Genomic DNA, 19,782 nt, shown 5'->3' on the forward strand with positions numbered 1-19,782 from the left:
TAAAACCTGTTATGTGTTAAGCGGCTTTTTTCAAATCCGATTTTAGTGATCTTATAAATATTTTCGTTAATAAATCTTCTTTTAAAACTTCGTTTGCAAGTTTGATAATATCTTCGCTTGTAGTGTTATCAACTCTTTCAACAAACGATTCAACAGGAATAATTTTTCCAAAATAAATAACAGAACTTGCAGCACGTATCATCCTGTTGGTAGTGTTTTCAAGACTAAGATAAGTGCTTCCTTTTAAATATTCTTTTACTCTTTTTAATTCTCTTGCGCCTACTTCAGTTGTTCTCAGTTTATTAAATTCTTTTGAAAGAACATTTAGCACTTTATCAACCTGTTTGTTGTTGGTTGAAAAGTAAACTCCAAATGTTGAAGTATCTGAAAAAGAATTAATAAAAGAATTTATCTGGTAAGTGATTCCAAGTTTCTCTCTTACTTCCTGGAATAATCTTGAACTGCTTCCTTCGCCAAGTATATTTGAAAGTACATGAAGTTTTATTCTTTGCTCGTCATCCTTATATCCGTATGAACTTTTACCGATTATACAATGAACCTGCTGAATATCTTTTTCAATCACTTTGTTTATTTCTGATTGATGTGAAGCAAGTTTTCTTTTACTCTTTGATGCACTGGATATTCTATTAATATATTTTTCTGCACACCTTACAACCTGATGATGTTCAACATTTCCTGAAACAGCTATCAGAATATTGCCTGATAAATAATGGTTGTGATGAAACGCGTGTAATTTATCCGAATCAAAACTTAAAAGATTTTTTTCCGTTCCGATTATCGGCTGACTTAAAGTACTTCCTTTGAACAATACTTCTTCAAACTTGTCAAAAATTAATTCTTCGGGATTATCATTGATATCATTTAATTCATCGATGACAACACCCGCTTCTTTTTTAATTTCCTTTTGTTTGAAGAGCGGTTCCTGAACCATATCAGCAATCACTTCAAAAGTTTTTTCAAAATATTTCGTCATTCCCCTTCCGTAAAAGCATGTATGTTCTTTGGAAGTGAACGCGTTCAAATAACCGCCGCAGGATTCAATCTCCTCAGATATTTTTTTTGCTGATCTTTTTTTGGTTCCTTTAAAAACCATGTGTTCGATGAAATGTGAAATACCATTCTCATCATTTTTTTCATCACGGCTGCCGACATTAAACCAGAAGCCGAGGGAAAAAGATTTTAAGTGAGGAATATTTTCAGAGACGATTTTTACACCGCCTGGAAGTGTTGAAATATTAAACTGGGTCAAAGAAAAATTACCGTTTTTAGTTATTTGAAGTGCAAATATAGAGAATGAGTATTAGCTAATCAAGGTAAGGTTGAGATGAAAAAATGATGAAAAGGATATTGACATAACTGTTTGGCGCTTGACGAAGAAGTGGATTAAGAAACACAAAATTTAATTTAAGCGCTTAAACAACTTTTTTGCCAATCGTCTATTATATGCTGTGATTTCTGTCATTCTGTTGTCGGTAATATCTTGTCAGTTAAATACTTTTTCCATTCTATCCCAGTAAATTCACAGTTCCCACTATAGATTTTAGCATTGGGAAAGTCTGCAAGAATTGATGTAAGGTCGTTCCAAACATCCTTTAAATCTTCATCCTTGTTTTCAAAACTCAAACTCAATTTCGCATTTTTGAGTTTCAAATAATTTATGAATATCCCCTCTTGCGTTGATTTAATTCTATCCGCAAGTTGTATGTAGTAACCCTGATAGTCTGGATAAGGTACCTGTTCTGGTTGTCTTTCATCACCAGCGTAATAGCGAAACAAAATGTTGTGTCCATATTTGCTTAAATTCTCTTTCCAAAATTCAGGTCTGGGAATTTCAGAAAAGTCGCTTGTTAAATAAATTTCTGTCTCACTTGTCCAAGGCTTAAAAGTTGTTTTTATCAATTCTAGTTCTTCAATAACAAGACTGTCTGTTACAAGTCGAATTGTCACAGGTGTCGAGAATTCCAAGCAAATTCCATTTTCAACTTCTATTACTTCAATACTTTCGATGTAGTTTTTATCGCCAACACTTGTCATGGCTTTGTCATATGTCCATTCGTAAATTTTAGATGGAATGATTTTGAAAGGTAAAATGTGTCTTTCGGAATTTGCCTTATAGTTTGCATTTACGTTATAACCAACAATAATCTCCAACGGATTTTCCCTAACTGACAAAACGTGCCCATCTACAAAATAGAAGTTGTCGGACAACCATTTGTCAAGGTCGTTGAATGTATTTATTGTCGTTCTTAGCACAGCAGATAACTATTTACTTTTCTTCCATGCAGAAATCTTCTTTACTTCTCTTGAGACTTCTCTAACCCCCTCTTTTTGAACTACTCGAATTTTTCGAGTAGTTGACTCATTCTGTAGTTCACCACTATTGTAAATTTCCTTTAGGTGATATGTAATTGTATGACTTTCAACTCCAAACAACTCTGCCATTCTCTTCTGACTTAACCAAAATGTTTCATCCTGAAAAAAACTTCAACTCTAACGTCGCCGTTTGGTGATGAGTAGAATATTATTTCATTTGAACCTGCCGAATTTTCTTTAGTCATTCAAATACAAAACTTTTTTAGTTTTCTACCAACTCAGGATACTTCTCCTGGTACTTAACAAAAAACTCACCGATAGCATTATAAGCTTCTGTAAGAATTTGTTCATTCGGCAGAAAGACTACTCTGAAATGTTTTGTACCGGGAACCTGACCAAAGCCGCTGCCGGGAACTATTACAACCCCGGTTTCTTTTATAAGTTCACCTACAAAATGTGCGTCCGGTTGTTTCATATGCAACCTTGGAAAGGCATAAAAAGCACCTTCGGGTTTTACACAGGATATTCCCGGGATTGCATTAAGCATTTCAACTGTAAGATCTCTGCGTTTAGTCAGCTTCGCCATTGCATCAGTAAGATGATCCTGGTTTCCTTCGAGTGAAATTTTTATTCCGTATTGCTCGGGATGATTTGCCGATAAACGTGCACGGAGAATTTTATTTATCGCTTCTATGTAGTCTGATAAAACTTCTTTCTGCCCGCTTACAATTCCCCAGCCTATTCTGAATCCGGGAACCATATAATTTTTTGAAAGCCCACCGAATGTAATGCATGAAACCTCTTTATTCAGTGAACCGATTGAGATATGTTTTTTACCATCGAATAAAAGTTTGTCGTAAATCTCATCTGCAAAAATCACAAGGTTATGCTTAAGCGCGAGATCAACTATCTGCTGTAAATTTTCTTTTGTATAAAGTGAACCTGTCGGGTTATTCGGATTGATAAGAATTATCGCTTTCGTCTTATCATTAATCTTTGATTTGATGTCCTCGACATCAGGCAGCCAGCCGTTTTCTTCATCAAGATAATAAGGATTTTCCATCATCTGAAGTTTGCTGGCAATTGCTGTGTAAAGCGGATAGCCGGGAGTTGGTGTAAGAACATTTTCTCCGTCGTTTACCAGAGCAGTCAGACAAATATCGATTGCTTCACTAGCACCGGTTGTAACAAAAATATCATGAACGTTAGTAATGCCTTTTCGTTCTGCTTCCTTTTCAATTGCCTGCACAGCTTCTTTAATTCCTGATGAAGGAGCATAACCATTAAGATTTTTCAACATTGCTTTATATGTTTCTTCAACAAGATGTTTAGGCGGTTCGAAATCATAAAGATTGGGGTCACCGATATTTAAATACAACATTTCTTTACCAGATTTTGCAACCTGATTTGCAAGTACAACAATATCACGTACTGCGTAAGTTATGTTATCTGTTCTTATTGCTGGAATAATTTTGCTGATCATAAAAAGCTCCGGTAAAGTTGTTTTCAAAATTCACTACAAACTTAAATAAAATTAGGGTGAAGTGCAGTGAGGAAGTTGAAAGATTGAAAGATTCAAAAATTGAAAGATTGATTGTTTGAATGGTTGAATGAGTGAATGAAAAAATTAACTCCGGTTCCGATTAAACTTTATATTAAACCGAAACCGGAAATTGTATTAGAATTACTTGGTAAGTATCATCTTTTTAGTTTGAACAAACTCACCTACTTTTAACTGGTAATAATACACCCCACTCGCGAGCTGGGATCCATCAAACTCAACTTCATAAATACCAGCTTCTCTAAATTCATCAACAAGTGTTGCAACCTCTCTTCCAAGTACATCATAAACTGTGAGTGATACAAAATTATTTTGTGCCAGTGAGTAATTGATCGTTGTTACAGGGTTGAAAGGATTTGGATAGTTCTGTTCAAGAGTATAATTATCTGCCTGAGTAAAATCATCCGATTGTACGATCAGTTTATCAATTAAGCTGTTTGTAATTGTTAGTTCTTCACCTGGATTGATAACAGAGTTTAGCTCATTACCATATGCATCTTTTATCAGCCCAGTCATATTTTCAACTTTAATTGTAACCGGGTATTTTACTCCTGTCATTTCAATAATCTTTTGAGAACTAATTTCCTCAGCAATTCTTCCACTGCTATACCTGATGTCAAATATTCCTGCTGGCGGCGGTGGTGGCAGTTCATATTTCTCAAGATCAGTCTGACTATTTACTGCAAACAGAGTATAACTTTTTCCTGTTGCATCAGTTATTATTATTCTTCCAAACTCTTCTTTAAATAATTCTTCAGAACTACTTTTCTTACTAAAAGAATTAGGTAAGGTAGAAACACATGTAGTATCAATTATTAATTTCCCATAGCCCGAAGTCTTTACCCAATATGCAAAACCTGCTTCCAGGGTGTCAGCTACCTGGTAGCCGCCCGAAAATTCATAAAACGGTGATGAGATTAGACCAGGAGGTATTGAAATAATACTGTTAACAGGAAATGGTCTTTCATAGGCGCCTATAAGCTGCCAACCATCGTTTACTACTATTGGAAAATGAGGCATTTTGCGAATGCCCTGGGCTGGCCATTCATCCCCGGTATTGTACGTAATATTACCTGCATTCCTCATCCAGTATCCTCTCCCGGGTTCAACGGTAGTCACTGCCTGATATCCATTATCAAATTGGTATACGCTTGCAGCCGGATCTCTTCCCGGCCACCAAGTATCTACAGATAGAGGGGCGGGAAGAATACGACCGGGTATTGATACAATATTCCAATTATCGGCTATATCAATGGACAGTTGAAAAAATTGAGGATTAAGAGTGGTAGGCAGGTCTACAGTTTTACAATCATTAAGCGGGTTTCCATCACCTTGTAGCTGCGAACATACCGTAAGCGATGAAAAACCAGTGAAATCCATTTCATCAAAAACTGAGCGTGTAGCATCGGGCTCAAGATTGTAAACCCATCTCGTATAATCGATTGAAGTATCTGTACCTGTTAGCGTATATTGCACCGGAAAACTTTGAGTAACTGAACCAGAATTTAAATACGAAAACCAATGGAAACACGGGTTGTTTGTCGTAGCATACTCATTAATACCAACATCTGATTCAATATAAGCGCTAATAATTACTTCATCGATCCAATCCATATCAATCAGCGAATGATTACCTATTATTGTGAATGATAGATAAGTTGTTAAGCCAACATTTTGTAAAATTTTAATGTTTATAACGTCGGCACAATTATAAACATTTTCTGCAAGGTTGTAACCTTCATTTACCCAGGTTCCACCGTCTGTGCTGGACTGAATTCTTAAAGCCACACCAGCCGTATCAGAACAACTAAGCTTCTGAGCAAACTGAAGAGTAAGAATTGAAAAACCTGCAGTATTAATTGGTCCCACAATTAATCTGGAGACACCAATACCAGCAGTTCCTGTAAACATCACCTCGTTTGGTGTACCGCCGGCATTTGCACTCTGGCTAATACTCCATCTGGGACTTAAAGTAGAAGTCTGCGTCCAGAATGGTGGAAAATTAGGTCCGTTAAACTTCTGCTGATACGGTATATTGATTTGCGCAACAGCCGTTGAGCAGAAAAAGATTACTGTTGAGAAAACAATAGTTAAGAAAGAAAGATTTTTCATAATAGTTCTCCTGTAATTTGAGAGTACTTAGGACTTTAAATGTTGTTATTTATAGTTGAACTCCTTCAATGTTTAAAAAACATGAGTTTCTGTACTGCGAATAATAAATATCGCACCATAATCTCTCATACCAACAACAATATCAGCTGTACCATCCCCATCAAGATCACCTGTTGCCATTGATAAAATAAATCCTTTAAAATGGTCACCTTCTTTTACAGGCAATTTAATTTTATAATCATAAGAAGATTCTAAAATCTTCTTACCCCCTACTAAACAATCCTCGAAAGCAATAGTCAACAAATCACCATTAACTGTCAGAACAACTGGATTCGCAATCTCTAGGTGTAATCCTTTATGACCTCCAAAAGAAGATGAACCTAAATTTTCCCAATAGCTTAGATTAGCTGATCTGTAATCAAGTGTAGACAAATCAATTTTTCCATCAAAGTTATAATCAAATCCCGCAACCCAAACTGGTTCAATGAGACTTTCTTTTATATACTCACCTAAATAACTTACACTTGAACCGGGGTTGAATAAAATAATGGCTTCATTATTGGATTTATTTGTAATTGCCAAATCCAAATTGCCAACTCCATCAAGATTTGCAGCAGCGATCGAGACTAACTCATTTGGTTTTCCTGATGTTGAGCCTCCAGATATAGGAATTTCAATTGCGGTTTCAAAGCTACCATCATCTTTCCCTATCATGATTGAAACCGATGATCCTGGTGAGTTCGCAGTTGCAATATCATCAATATTTCCATCTCCATCTAAATCATTTACAATAATTGCTTTCGGATTACCACCAACATCAATTAAATCGTAACCTGAAATAATACCGCTTCCATCATTAAAAATAACAGCGACTACTCCAAGCTCTTCCAATGCCACAGCAATATCTACACTACCAGAAAGGTCGAAATCACCCAAAGCTACTCCACTTGGTTTTGAATCATGGGGTAATCCCAAAGTTGAAATAGGATCATCGTCGATTCCATTAATAACTTGTACGTTTACAGCAGCAATATCGCTTGAAACAACCACTATATCATTTCTGTGATCATTATTCATATCATCAATCGCAACATATTGATAGGAGTCTTTTATAGGTTCGTCAATGCCAAGCGGTGCACCAAAAATATGGTATGGATCAGCAATATATTCATAGCATTGCCACAATGTATCTGAAGAAGGGCAATCTTCTGTGTCACAAGTGAGGAATAAGTGAACGATCTCTGGAACATGAGGCTTCGTATAACCAGTAATTTCGCTTTCGCTTATTACTTTAAGATCATCTAATTCATAAACTCTTGCTTTTTCCGTATGTAAAGAAGCATCTGCTGGTGCTTTAAAATTTCTTCCCCGGATAGTAACAAATGTTCCACCTAGTTCTGAACCCTTATTCGGTTCAATCCTAAAAATTTCAATATCTTCAGTATAGGTAAATTCAAAACTATTACTTCTATCATCATCGGTTACTACATATACCTTAATAGTTTCTGGAATTGGCCAGGCTGGGACCTCGAATTGTAATTTTCTGTATGGTAAGTTCCTAATTTTTCTGATTTCATCCTTATTAATTCTCGTGCCCCCGAAGTCAATATATTCATAATTGTTAAAAGCATTCTGATTTACCCAAGCGTCAACAGTAAGACCACCTTTCATTGAGGTACAGTGTTTATCAATGTAATGTAATTCTGGAGTACAACCAATAAAAAAGGAAACTACAAATACTATTAGGATAGTAAACCGTAAGTACAAATAATTATTGAAATTCGTTTTCATAAAAACCTCCTAAAGTTTTATTAATAACGATTATTGGATAGTTAAATTTTCAATTCAAAAATAGTTTTTACCAGATGGGTCTGCTTTCGTTTTTGTAACTATCTCTGGCGTTTTTGTAACAAAAAGGATTGTTAGGTCACCCTGAACTGACCGAAGGTCAAGCTGAATCCCTGTCCTGAATTTGTTTCAGGATCTTATATAATTTCAGGGTCTTAATAACGATTTTGTAGATGAGGCTGTCTCAAAGGTAATTTTATAGGTTACACTGAGCCTGTCGAAGTGTGAATTTATTCGATAATGTCTGTCTTCGACAAGCTCAGACTGACAAATTTAGACTTTTGAGACAGCCTCACGACAATTATCAGGATTCGAAAGGTCTTTCCTAATTATTTGGCGTATTCGGAGGGACTGCAATTAAAATATTTTGTGAATGCTTTGCTGAAATGGGATGGGCTGTTGTAACCGACTTCGTATGCAATTTGAGTTACAGATAATCTTTTCTCAATGAGCATTTCGGCGGCACGTTTTAATCTATATACCCTTATAAATTCACCCGGTGCCTGTCCGGTTATTGCCTGTATTTTTCTGTGAAGCTGCATACGGCTTACAAATAATTCTTTTGCAAATAGTTCAGTATCGTATTCAACATCATCGAGATGTTTTTCAATCGTGTCGTAAGCTTTTTTAAGAAACTCATCGTCAAGTGGATTTGTGGTTACGCTTTCCGGTCGCGGATGAATATCCTTGCCGAATTTTTCTTTAAGTCTTTTCCTCTGCTCTATAAGATTTTTTATTCGTGTAAGAAGCTCTTTTGAGTCGAACGGTTTTATAAGGTAATCATCTGCACCGGTTTCAAGCCCTTCAATTTTGTTATCGTGTGAGGCTTTTGCAGTAAGAAGAATTACCGGAATATGTGAAGTAAGAAATTCTGTTTTAATTATCCTGCAGAATTCTATCCCATCCATTTCAGGCATCATTACATCACTCACAATAAGATCGGGCATAATCTCTTTGGCTTTCTCAAGTCCCTGCTGACCGTTAACTGCAACTTCAACTTTGTAATGACTGTTGAGAATGTCTTTTATGTATTCACGGACATCACGATTGTCTTCGACAAGAAGAATTAAATTTTTATTTTCTCTTATATCATTTGCGATATCTTGGGTTACCAACTCAGTTTTCTTTGTGAATGCAGATTCATCTATATAAATATTCTTTTCTCCAACAACTGAACTTTCAACTATTTCATCATCTTTCAGATGATCTCTTCCCAATGGAAATTCAACAATAAACTCACTGCCAGTACCGACTTTACTATTTACGTTAATACTTCCGTGGTGTAATTCAATTAGTTCTTTGATTAGTGCCAGTCCTAATCCTGAACCTTCATATTCTCTTGTCTGCGAACTGTCAACCTGGTAAAACCTGTCGAATAGTTTCGGTAGTTCTTCTTCTGATATTCCGATGCCGGTGTCTTTAACTCTTATGACTATCATCCTGTCATTCCGAACTTGTTTCGGAATCTGGTGCTCAAATGAAGATGCTGAAATAAATTCAGCATGACCAACGGTTACCGTTATATTTCCACCTTCGGGTGTGAACTTAAATGCATTTGATAGAAGGTTAGTTAGAATTTTTATCATCATTTCTTTGTCGAAGTAAAGCTCAATAATATCCTGTTCACATTCTATCTTCAGATTAATATCTTTTCTTTCAGCAAGCGATTCAAACGACATCACAATTCCTTTTACAAAAGGAACAATATTACTCTTTGATGCTTTTATTTTGAGTTTGCCTGCTTCGAGTCGTGAAAGATCAAGAAGCTGGTTTATAAGATTCATCAGTCGATGCGCATTTCTCCTGATAATTCCGGTATGCTTTTCAATTTCATCAGCAGGAGTTTCTGAAGTTAGTTTATCAATCGGGCCTAGTATCAGAGTAAGCGGTGTTCTGAATTCGTGAGAGATGTTTGCAAAGAAACGTGATTTCATTTTATCGGTTTCTTCTCTTTCTTTAAGCTTTACTTCATCAAGCTTTACCTGGTTTTTTAATCTCAGCCGGTTCATTTCATATCGTCTCACTGCATAAAAAATGCTTAGCACTAATAAAATGTAAAACGTGTATGCCCACCATGTTGCCCAGAAAGGCGGCGAAATTATAATCTTAATTGATGCCTCTTCTTCATTCCAGACACCATCGAGATTACAGGCTTTAACTTTGAAAACATATTCACCTGCATCAAGATTTGTATAAGTGGCATTTCGTTGCGTTCCTGCATCAATCCATTCTTCTTCATATCCTTCCAACTTGTACAGATACTTGTTTCTTGATGGATCAGCATAATGCAAGCCTACATAATCAAATCGAAGATCGTTTTGATTATAAGAAAGATTTAATTCTTTAATCTCCGTTATCAATCCTTCATACTCAAATTTTTCATCCGGTCTGTTGAAAAGAGAAACATTGTTTAATACTACTTGAGGTGGGATCGGATCGTCTTTTATTTTATCAGGATGGAAAAGAATGAAACCATCAGAAGTACCGAACAGCATTTCACGATTTGAATTTTTGAACGCGCTTTTATTTGAAAATCTGTTACCTTCAAATGATTCTGAAGTAATAATATTTTTAACATTACGGGTTTCAGGATTTACTTTTGACAGTCCATAGTCTGTCCCAACCCATAGATTGCCGGAATCATCTTCAAGTATTGACCGTATCAAATTGTTTGAGAGTTCAATATTGTAGGAAAAGGATTCACTTTCCCGATCAAATAAAATAATTCCTTTGTTTATTGCCCCTATCCAAAAATTTCCTTTCTGATCTTCGTGTATTACCGGAACAACGGGACCACCTTCAATATGCCAAAATGATTTGAAGGAATTATTTGTTGCATCAAATTTGTTCAGTCCTGCGTTACCCTGAGTTCCTACCCAAAGCATTTCTTTTCGATCACGAAAAATACACTCTACTCTTTCATTGCTCAGACTACCTGGATTATCTTTCTCGGGCAGATATCGAATAAATTTACCAGACTTCTTATTGAACTTATTTAATCCGCCTCCACGAGTACCAATCCATAGAAATTCATCACCATCTGGTAAGATATAACGAATTGTGTTGTGACCAATAGAAGTTTGGTCATCCGGACTATTGGAATAAAAGATTTTAGAATTTCTAATAGGATCAAATTTTACTAAACCTCTGGTTTCTGTACCAAGCCAGAAAGTCCCGGATTCTTCTTTGCAGATAAAAGTTACTGTGTTATCATTTTCAGAATTATCGTATTTAAAATTCCCGAATTCACCTGTATTTCTATTCAAACTATTTAAACCATTATGGGTACCAAACCATATTACACTTTCCGAATCCTCAATGATAGAAAAGACTGTTTTGAAATCACCTTCGGACAAGTTAGAAGGGTCATTTACAAAACGTTTAAATTTAGATTTATTTCTGTCCCATTTATTTAAACCGTTATAAAAACTTCCAACCCAAAGCACACCAGTACGATCTTCATAAATCGACCATATATACCTGCTGCTTGCAATACTGTGCGGAATATTTGGATCGTGTTCGATCGGTCTAAATTTTTCAGTGCGCGGATCAAAGACTACAAGACGTCCTTCTTCCTCTAAGCCTGAAATCAACCATATAAAACCGTATTTATCTTCAACAAGATTGTGAAAATAATTTTTTACATTATTCTTATCCGGTGGAGTTAATGAAAAATTTGTGACAATGTTTTGTTTCAGATCAATCTTCGATAATCCCAATGAGTGTCCTATCCAGAAGAATCCATCTTCAGTTTGAAGCAAGGAATTAATTTCACCGATATCTTTAATCAAAGGATTGATTTTATTTTCATCTGTAAGTATCTGTTCATCAGCATCATAGATTAAAATTTTATCATTGTCGACTACAAGAATATTTCCAGCGGATTTCTCTTCTACAATAGCAACAACTTTATCTGAGTAAACTGAATTTTTATAATAGATATGTTTAAAGGATTCTTTCTCTCTGTCAAATAAGTTTAATCCTTTCTCGGTACCAATAAGAAGATTTCTGTTTTTGTCTTCAAAAATATCTGCTACAAAGTTGGAGGATATGCTCGTTGAATCATCCGGATCGTGCATAAATCTTTTAAACTTTTCACTAACGCTGTTAAAACGATTAAGTCCATGGTTTTTTCCAATCCAGATAGTACCGGATTTATCCTCATAAATCCTTCGCGTCTGTCCAACATTCAGACTTAAAGAATCAGAAGCATCCGGCTGATAAGATTTCATATTATAACCATCATATCTTACTAATACACCCTGGGTACCAAACCACATATATCCAAGATGATCCTGCATAATTTCAAGTACACTGTTTTCAGGTAATCCGTCGGCTAACGTGAAATGTTCAAAGATTGGGTCCGGCCAGTTTACTTCCCTGTAATTCCCCTGGGAATAAATTGTAGAAGTCATCAATAAAAGATGAATGCAAACCAGTTTAACCGTAATACTATAAATTGAATACAAGTGCTATAACCGGGTTAGTTGATTTTTTTTATTTGAAGGAGTAAAGTATAATGTGAATATATGAAAGAGAAAGTATTAGATGAAACTATACTTTCTCTTAAAAATATTTTTGCTAATGAAAATCTCTATACATTGTTATAAGCTGATAACATTCACAATCTGTCATGCTTTATCATCAGCCATGCAAAGCTGGATTTCCAACTAAACGACTGTGTCATTTAATCATTAACATCTTTTTAGTTTCAATAAACCCTTGCCCTGAGTTTGACGACGGATCACCAACGATCAGTTTATAGTAGTAAACTCCGCTTGCCAACTGTGAGCCATCAAACTCAGCTTCATAACTTCCCGCAGTTCTGTACTCATCAACTAATGTTACAACTTCTCTTCCAAGCATGTCATAAACTTTTAATGTTTGATGACTGCCGATTGGCGACTGCCAACTGATCTTTGTACCTGGATTGAATGGGTTTGGAAAATTCTGTTCTAAATTATACTTACTAATCTGTGTACCTGCGGGATCATTTATATCAGTCGCACCGCTCCATGAAAGATCGTCGATAATAACTCTGCTGCCAACGTGAGGGAATCCTCTTGCATGTGTAACGAATATAGCAATGAGAACAGAATCCGGAACTTCACTATTTATAAAAGCGGTCGGGATACTAAACTCAGTATAATTCGCTGCGGGACTTAAATTGTTAGCGGCAACTCCGATTCCAACTCCATTCTTCATGAAGTTTGCCTGAACCTGTAAGAAATCGGATTCAACAGAAGTAAATTTATACATTCCCCTGAAAGCCGATGGACGAAAATTAATTGGGATACCTTCACCCATTTCTCCGCCAATAATAGATGGTCCTACAGTGAATACGCTAAATGTAACAACATCCCCCTGAGCAGCCCAGCTTCCGGCAAAAGCATCACTAGTTCTGGTAACCGGTATGAATGAACCTGTTGTATTATTTGTAAGCCACATAATAGGATCTAAGTTTGCATCCCAATCTTCAAAACCGCCATTGTTAATTTGTGCTTCAATAACAGAATTAAAGAGAAAAAGTCCCAACAGAATAAATCGAAAAACAGGTTTCATATATACCTCAAGGAATGTTGAAAAATAATTAATTATAAGAGCCATCAAATCCATGAAACACTTGAACAGGATCACCGACTAATACTAATCCGTATTGAACTTTGGGTTGTTAAGGAGAACAAGGATCAATGACACACAATTGAACAACAAACGTAGAGTATCTAACCAGGAACAGTTAACACTTAAGGAATGCAGTGATTGAAGCAGTAGAGGTTTGAAGAGTAATCAAGTTTACCCTTCCTTAAGTAATCATTTTGTGATTGAGTATAACATCAAATAATTTCCCGTAAAAAACAAGTGGCTCTTATTTGTCTCTAACAATTAAAATCAATGGGACTTATAAACCCAAATCACTTTTACTAAGACTGATATTCAATAAACAAAAAGACTGCAATGAAGGTTTTTGACAGCCTAATTAATTATTTTTCGGCGGTTTAGAATTCAGAATATGAAAAGTAATACCGGCAAAAATATATAAGGATCACTTTGACTGAAATTTCAATTCTAAATAAAATACGTGACGCAGGTGTTGTAGGTGCTGGTGGTGCTGGTTTTCCAGCATTCAAAAAACTCACTTCAAAGGTTGATCACATAATTGCAAACGGTGTGGAGTGTGAACCGCTTCTTTACAAAGACCGTGAGGTGATGCTTCAGGAAACTGAGAAACTGATTGCGGGCATATCTATAGTACGCGAATTGACCGGAGCTTCAAAAGCTACACTTGCTATCAAAAGAAAAAATGAAGACCTGGTTAAGTTACTATACCCGTCAGCGAAAAAAGAAAAAATTGATATTCATATTTCTGAAAATGTTTATCCTGCCGGTGATGAGTTTATTTTAGTTTACGAGGTTACCGGTAAAAGAATTCCGCCCGGTGGAATTCCGTTGATGGTCGGTTGTGTTGTAAACAATGTTGAAACACTTGTAAACATTGCAAATGCAGTCGATGATGTTCCTGTGACAGAAAAATATTTAACAATAACCGGTGCGGTTCAAAATCCTGTAACAGTAAAAGTACCTGTTGGCATATCTGTTAATGATTGTTTATTGCTTGCAGGTGGTCCTTCGGTTCAAGATCCTGTTATTCTTACAGGCGGAGTGATGATGGGAGGAGTTGAAACTGATTTATCTGTTACAGTAAATAAAACTCTTGGCGGTTTAATTGTTTTACCTGCTGACCATACACTCGTAGTAAGAAAAACATCTCCATCAAAATCCTATAACAAATCCGGACACAGCACTTGTGATCAATGTACTTTCTGCACACAACTTTGCCCGCGATACATTCTTGGTTACCCGATACAACCTCATCTTGTTATGCGATCATTACAGATGACCGGCGACGCAAAGGACAGATTAAATCAATGGGCTGAACACTGCTGCGAATGTAATGTATGTACTTTGTTTGCATGTCCTGAAAAACTTGATCCGAAAAATATTTGTGTTGATACAAAAACAAGATTGAAAGAAAATAAAAACGGATTTACAAAAGATCAGCTTGAAGAAGTGTTCAGAGATATTCATCCCGCACGCGACGGTCGCGAAATCCCTATCACTTCTTTATATCAGAGACTTGGATTAAAAAAATATGACAGGAAAGCGGAATTCATTTCATCAACATTCGGATTTGAAAGAGTGATTGTTCCGCTTAAATATGGATTTGGAAATGTTTCAACTCCAATTGTTTCTATAGGAATGAGAGTGAATAAAGGTGAATTGATCGCAGTTTCAGCTAACAATGATTCTAGTGTTCCTGTTCATGCAAGTATAAGCGGAATTGTAAAGGAAGTATCAGATAACGGAATATTAATTTTAACGAATTAATTTGAAGGACATCGACAGATGAAATCAGCGATAGGATTAATTGAACTTTCAAGCATTGCGAAAGGTATTGAAGTTTCTGACGCGATGTTAAAACGTGCTGATATAGAAATTATTGTTAACAGAACAATTTGTCCGGGCAAATATATGATACTGATCGGCGGTGATGTTGATGCTGTTAATGCAAGTATTGAAACAGGAATTGAAGGAAGCGGCGAAGAATTAGTTGATCAGTTTGTAATCCCGAATGTTCACCCTTCCATATTCCCTGCTATAAGCGGTATTACTCCGCCAGTTACTTTAGAAGCTCTGGGAGTCATTGAATCATTTTCAGTAGCATCAATCATAGAAGCTGCTGACGCAGCGGTAAAGTCCGCATCTGTTGAATTGATCACTGTGTATCTTGCAATGGCTATCGGAGGAAAAGGTTATGTGATGTTTACCGGCGATGTAGCGTCTGTACAGACTGCAGTTGAAGCCGGAGCCGCGTCTATCTCAAAGAAAGGTTTGCTGGTACAGAAGGTTGTTATTCCTTCACCGAGAAAAGAAATACTTCAGTCATGGATATAATTGTTTTATTGAATCGAATTCTTATCGCTTATTTAATTAATATCATTTTCCTGGTTTCAACAAACCCTGCCTTGCCGTCAGGTAGATCACCAACTCTCAACTGATAATAATAAACCCCACTCGCTAACTGCGATGCATCAAACTCAACTTCAAAACTACCTGCATTTCTGTACTCATTAACAAGTGTTGCGACTTCCTTTCCAAGTACATCATAAACTTTTAATGTTTGATGACTGCCGACTGGTGACTGCCAACTTATCTTTGTGCTTGGGTTGAATGGGTTTGGGTAGTTTTGGGAGAGAGAAAATTTTATCGGAGCTATAATTACTTCAACTATATCCGAGTACTTATAACTTCTATCAAAGTCTATTTGTTTTAATCTGTAGAAAAGTTTTGGAACATTTATTCCGTTAATATCATCTGTGAAGGAATAGTTTTGTTGTTCTGTTGTTGTGCCTTTACCTTCTCTGAATCCAATTCTTATCCAATCAGTTTTATTTGTACTGCGTTCTATTTCAAAACCCTGGTTATTTAATTCTGAGGCTGTTGACCAGTCAATAAGTATTTTATCATTAACAAGTTTGGCTGTGAATGAAATTAGCTCAACCGGTGTACCGCCGTTTACTGTATGAATAATTTTTCCATCGTCCCCCACAGCCCATCCGAGATTTTCATTAATAAAAAAAACTGAGTTTAACACTCCGGTGTTTAAATACTGTTCATACCAATTAACACCTCCATTTGTTGTTATCATAACAAAATCGAGATTAGGATTCGGGGGTACCTGTATTTTAAATCCAACTGCGTACCCCAAACTGTTATTAAGAAAATCAATGGATTGAATAAACCGCGTATTACTCCAATATGGCTGTGTCCAGGTTAATCCTCCATCAGTGGTTTTTGAAAATTGGGCGCTACCAAGAGTATTATGGCTCAAGAATCCAGATTGTCCGTCTTTAAGTTCCAAACACATTGGGGCACCTGTAAATGTAACCGGATAATAATTCCAGTTGTTTCCACCATCAGTCGTTTTTAGCAAACCTGACCACCCAATAACAATTCCTGAAGTATCGTTTATAAAATCCATTGCTTCGAAAATTTCTGATGATGTTTGATATCTGATATCCCAGGAACTACCTCCGTTTGTTGTATGATAAATATGTCTTAAAATTGCTGCGTTGTTTGAAACTGCCCAACCGTTGTTGGAGTTAAAAAACTTAAACCGAACCAGGTAGTTCGATGCTGGCCAGGTAGATGAACTCCATGTGTTTCCCCCATCAGTCGTTTTTATAAACTCATCATCGCCACCAGCCCAGCCAGTGTTAGCATCAATGAATTGTATTATACTAAGTGAGGCATTAGAATTAGAATTAAGTATTTCCCAGGAGTTACCTCCATTTGTTGTTTTAATGATTAGTCCATTTTCACCGCAAGCCCAGCCTTCATTCATATTAATAAAGAATACAGCTTTTAGATTTTCAGTTGTACCGCTATTTTGTTGCAGCCACTGTGCGTTTACCACTAAAGAAAAGATTGCAATAAGGGAAAAAATAAATTTCATAATTAACTCGCGTTATTTTATTAAAACCATCTTTCTTGTTTCAACAAACCCTGCCTTGCCGTCAGTCAGGTCCCCAACCTTTAGCTGATAATAATATACCCCACTTGCTAGTTGCGATGCATCAAACTCAACTTCATAACTACCAGCATTTTTATACTCATTGATAAGTGTTGCAACTTCTCTTCCAAGTACATCATAAACTTTTAATGTTTGATGACTGCCGACTGGTGACTGCCAACTTATTTTTGTGCTTGGGTTGAATGGGTTTGGGTAGTTTTGGAAGAGAGAGAATTTTATCGGTGCTATAATTACTTCAACTATATCCGAGTACTTATAACTTCCATCAAAGTCTACTTGTTTTAATCGGTAGAACAGTTTTGGAACATTTATTCCGTTAATATCATCTGTGAAGGAATAGTTTTGTTGCTCTGTTGCTGTGCCTCTGCCTTCTATGAATCCTATCCTTAACCAATCAGTTTTATTTGTGCTGCGTTCTATTTCAAAGCCTTGAATATTTATCTCTGAAGTTGTAGCCCAGATTAGCTTAACACAATTGTTTGAATAAAAAGTAGTAAATGAAGTTAGTTCTACTGGAGTTGGGGCAGCATTTAGTGTTTTAATAATGACTCCACCTGAACCACAAGCAAATCCCTTTGACTCGTTAATAAATAAGATTCCGTATAAATTATTATTTGTAACTTTTTCATTAAGTATTGAATAAAACGGGATCCAACTATTCCCCCCATTTATTGTTTTAAAGATTGAACCGTTTCTTCCACATGCCCAGCCCATATTGTTATTAATAAAATTTATATCATAAATATAGTCTGCAGCACCCGTATATGACCAGTTAACGCCTCCATTCGTTGTTTTATAAATTCCAGGTGATGCACCAGAATATCCTTTCAAAGAATCGATAAAAAAAATTGAAGAGACAGAAGTTGGAAGCGTCGCGACTTGAGTCCATACATCTCCTTGATTAGTTGATCTATAAAGGTTTCTGGAAGTATTGGATATCCAGATTAAATTAGAATTTATTATAAAAACATCATAAAATGCAGTGGAACCAGTAGTTCGATTAAGCCAAGTAAGCCCGCCATTGGTTGTTTTAATAATTGTTCCATAGTCGCCAATAGCAATACCAAAATCAGAATTATAAAAATCAACTTTCCAAAGATCCATGCTTACCGGGGCTTGTTGTGTCTGCCAATTACTTCCACCATTCGTTGTATGTAAAATTGTTCCATTTAATCCGACTGCCCAACCATTATTTGGATCTATAAAATCAACCGAATAAAGATCATTGCTATCTCCGCTATTTTGAGCTATCCAATTTTCACCAGAATCGGGTGAATGAAGCACAACACCTTTATCGCCTACAATCCAAAACAAATTATGATTTACTTTTGACATGCCTCTTAAACTTGATATTGTAATATGGTTACTTTTTTCATTCCAAGTTGCTCCCGCATCCGTAGAGATTAAGATAAGACCAAAATTCCCAACCACGTAAACATTGTTATTAATCGATTTAATTGTTTTTAAATAAATATTTTCATCATAGGTAATTGCTGACCAATTATTTCCGCCATCCGTTGTTTTAATAATCTTTCCCAAATGGCTAATTGTTATAAAATTATTTTCGTCTAGGCAGGTCACTGATGTTAAATAATCAGAAAAACCACAGTTTAAAAAAAACCACGAATCCCCACCATCGATTGTTTTGAGTATTACACCATTTTCGCCAACAACAATTCCCACTTGTTCACCAACTAAATTAACTGAGTTAAGCTCAAAAGTTGTATTGCTAATCTTTTGACTCCAATTAATTCCGCCGTTAGTGGTTTTAATAATAGTACCGTTTTCACCAACAGCAATCCCAATTAGATCATTAATAAAAGAAGCTGAATTAAGTGACTGATTCGTATTGCTGTTTTGGGGATTCCAATTTATTCCTCGATTTGATGTTATAAGAATACTACCATCATCGCCAAAAATATATCCAATATTGTAACTAGAAAATAATATTGCATTTTTCCATTGGTTAAAAGAATTAAGAATACTCCAATTTGTCCCGCCATCTGTTGTTTTATAAAAATCTCCATATGTACCCAGGGCATATCCAAGATCCTTATCAGCAAACGCGACTGGACCCATTCGATTAGTATAACTGGTGAAATGCTTAATACTCCATTCATTACCTTTATTAGAAGTTTTCATGACTGTACCGGAATAACCAACAATTAAAAATGAGTCCGCATTAAAAAGGTGCATATCCAAAAGAAAGTTTCCCTGGGGTTTTGGATTAACCCATAGCCATTGAGCTTGTACTTGTGATATGCAAAGTAAAAAAAGTATAACCCGTAGAATCGGTTTCATATGTTTTCCCTTAAAATGTTAAAGTATATTCTTC

General features: G+C 35.9%; 11 protein-coding genes. 2 read left to right on the forward strand and 9 right to left on the reverse strand.

Annotated elements, in window-relative coordinates; all coding sequences use genetic code 11:
- Window positions 1-16: 16 nt before the first annotated feature.
- The 7 genes from IPM56_12150 to IPM56_12180 form a co-directional block, all read right to left on the reverse strand.
- Window positions 17-1,270, reverse strand: coding sequence for an insulinase family protein (locus IPM56_12150; protein QQS35006.1), 1,254 nt, complete (start codon window positions 1,268-1,270; stop codon window positions 17-19).
- A 209-nt stretch (window positions 1,271-1,479) separates the two neighbouring features.
- Complete coding sequence (locus IPM56_12155) at window positions 1,480-2,193, reverse strand: metallophosphoesterase (protein QQS35007.1); 714 nt, start codon at window positions 2,191-2,193, stop codon at window positions 1,480-1,482.
- Window positions 2,194-2,596: 403 nt separating this feature from the next.
- Window positions 2,597-3,817, reverse strand: coding sequence for an aminotransferase class I/II-fold pyridoxal phosphate-dependent enzyme (locus IPM56_12160; GenBank protein ID QQS35008.1), 1,221 nt, complete (start codon window positions 3,815-3,817; stop codon window positions 2,597-2,599).
- A gap of 201 nt (window positions 3,818-4,018) precedes the next feature.
- The gene (locus IPM56_12165; protein QQS35009.1) at window positions 4,019-6,007 is read right to left on the reverse strand and encodes a T9SS type A sorting domain-containing protein; all 1,989 of its coding nucleotides are present in this window, start codon (window positions 6,005-6,007) and stop codon (window positions 4,019-4,021) included.
- A gap of 72 nt (window positions 6,008-6,079) precedes the next feature.
- Window positions 6,080-7,798, reverse strand: a complete 1,719-nt coding sequence (locus IPM56_12170; protein QQS35010.1) for an IPT/TIG domain-containing protein — start codon at window positions 7,796-7,798, stop codon at window positions 6,080-6,082.
- 386 nt (window positions 7,799-8,184) lie between these two features.
- Complete coding sequence (locus IPM56_12175) at window positions 8,185-12,324, reverse strand: response regulator (protein ID QQS35011.1); 4,140 nt, start codon at window positions 12,322-12,324, stop codon at window positions 8,185-8,187.
- A gap of 214 nt (window positions 12,325-12,538) precedes the next feature.
- Complete coding sequence (locus tag IPM56_12180; protein QQS35012.1) at window positions 12,539-13,471, reverse strand: T9SS type A sorting domain-containing protein; 933 nt, start codon at window positions 13,469-13,471, stop codon at window positions 12,539-12,541.
- 432 nt (window positions 13,472-13,903) lie between these two features.
- Here IPM56_12180 and IPM56_12185 point away from each other — a divergent pair, with 432 nt between their 5' ends.
- Together IPM56_12185 and IPM56_12190 are read left to right on the forward strand one after the other, a co-directional pair.
- Window positions 13,904-15,241, forward strand: coding sequence for a 4Fe-4S dicluster domain-containing protein (locus IPM56_12185; GenBank protein QQS35013.1), 1,338 nt, complete (start codon window positions 13,904-13,906; stop codon window positions 15,239-15,241).
- Window positions 15,242-15,259: 18 nt separating this feature from the next.
- Entirely contained in the window at window positions 15,260-15,808 is a 549-nt protein-coding gene (locus IPM56_12190) for a BMC domain-containing protein (GenBank protein ID QQS35014.1), read from the forward strand.
- A gap of 28 nt (window positions 15,809-15,836) precedes the next feature.
- Here IPM56_12190 and IPM56_12195 read toward each other — a convergent pair whose 3' ends face one another.
- Window positions 15,837-16,781, reverse strand: coding sequence for a T9SS type A sorting domain-containing protein (locus IPM56_12195; GenBank protein QQS38292.1), 945 nt, complete (start codon window positions 16,779-16,781; stop codon window positions 15,837-15,839).
- Window positions 16,782-17,381: 600 nt separating this feature from the next.
- Window positions 17,382-19,748 carry a T9SS type A sorting domain-containing protein gene (locus IPM56_12200; GenBank protein QQS35015.1) on the reverse strand — a complete coding sequence of 789 codons (2,367 nt, stop codon included), beginning with the start codon at window positions 19,746-19,748 and terminating at the stop codon, window positions 17,382-17,384.
- Between the last annotated feature and the right edge of the window lie 34 nt (window positions 19,749-19,782).

The organism is Ignavibacteriales bacterium, from assembly GCA_016700155.1.
Classification (GTDB): domain Bacteria; phylum Bacteroidota; class Ignavibacteria; order Ignavibacteriales; family Ignavibacteriaceae.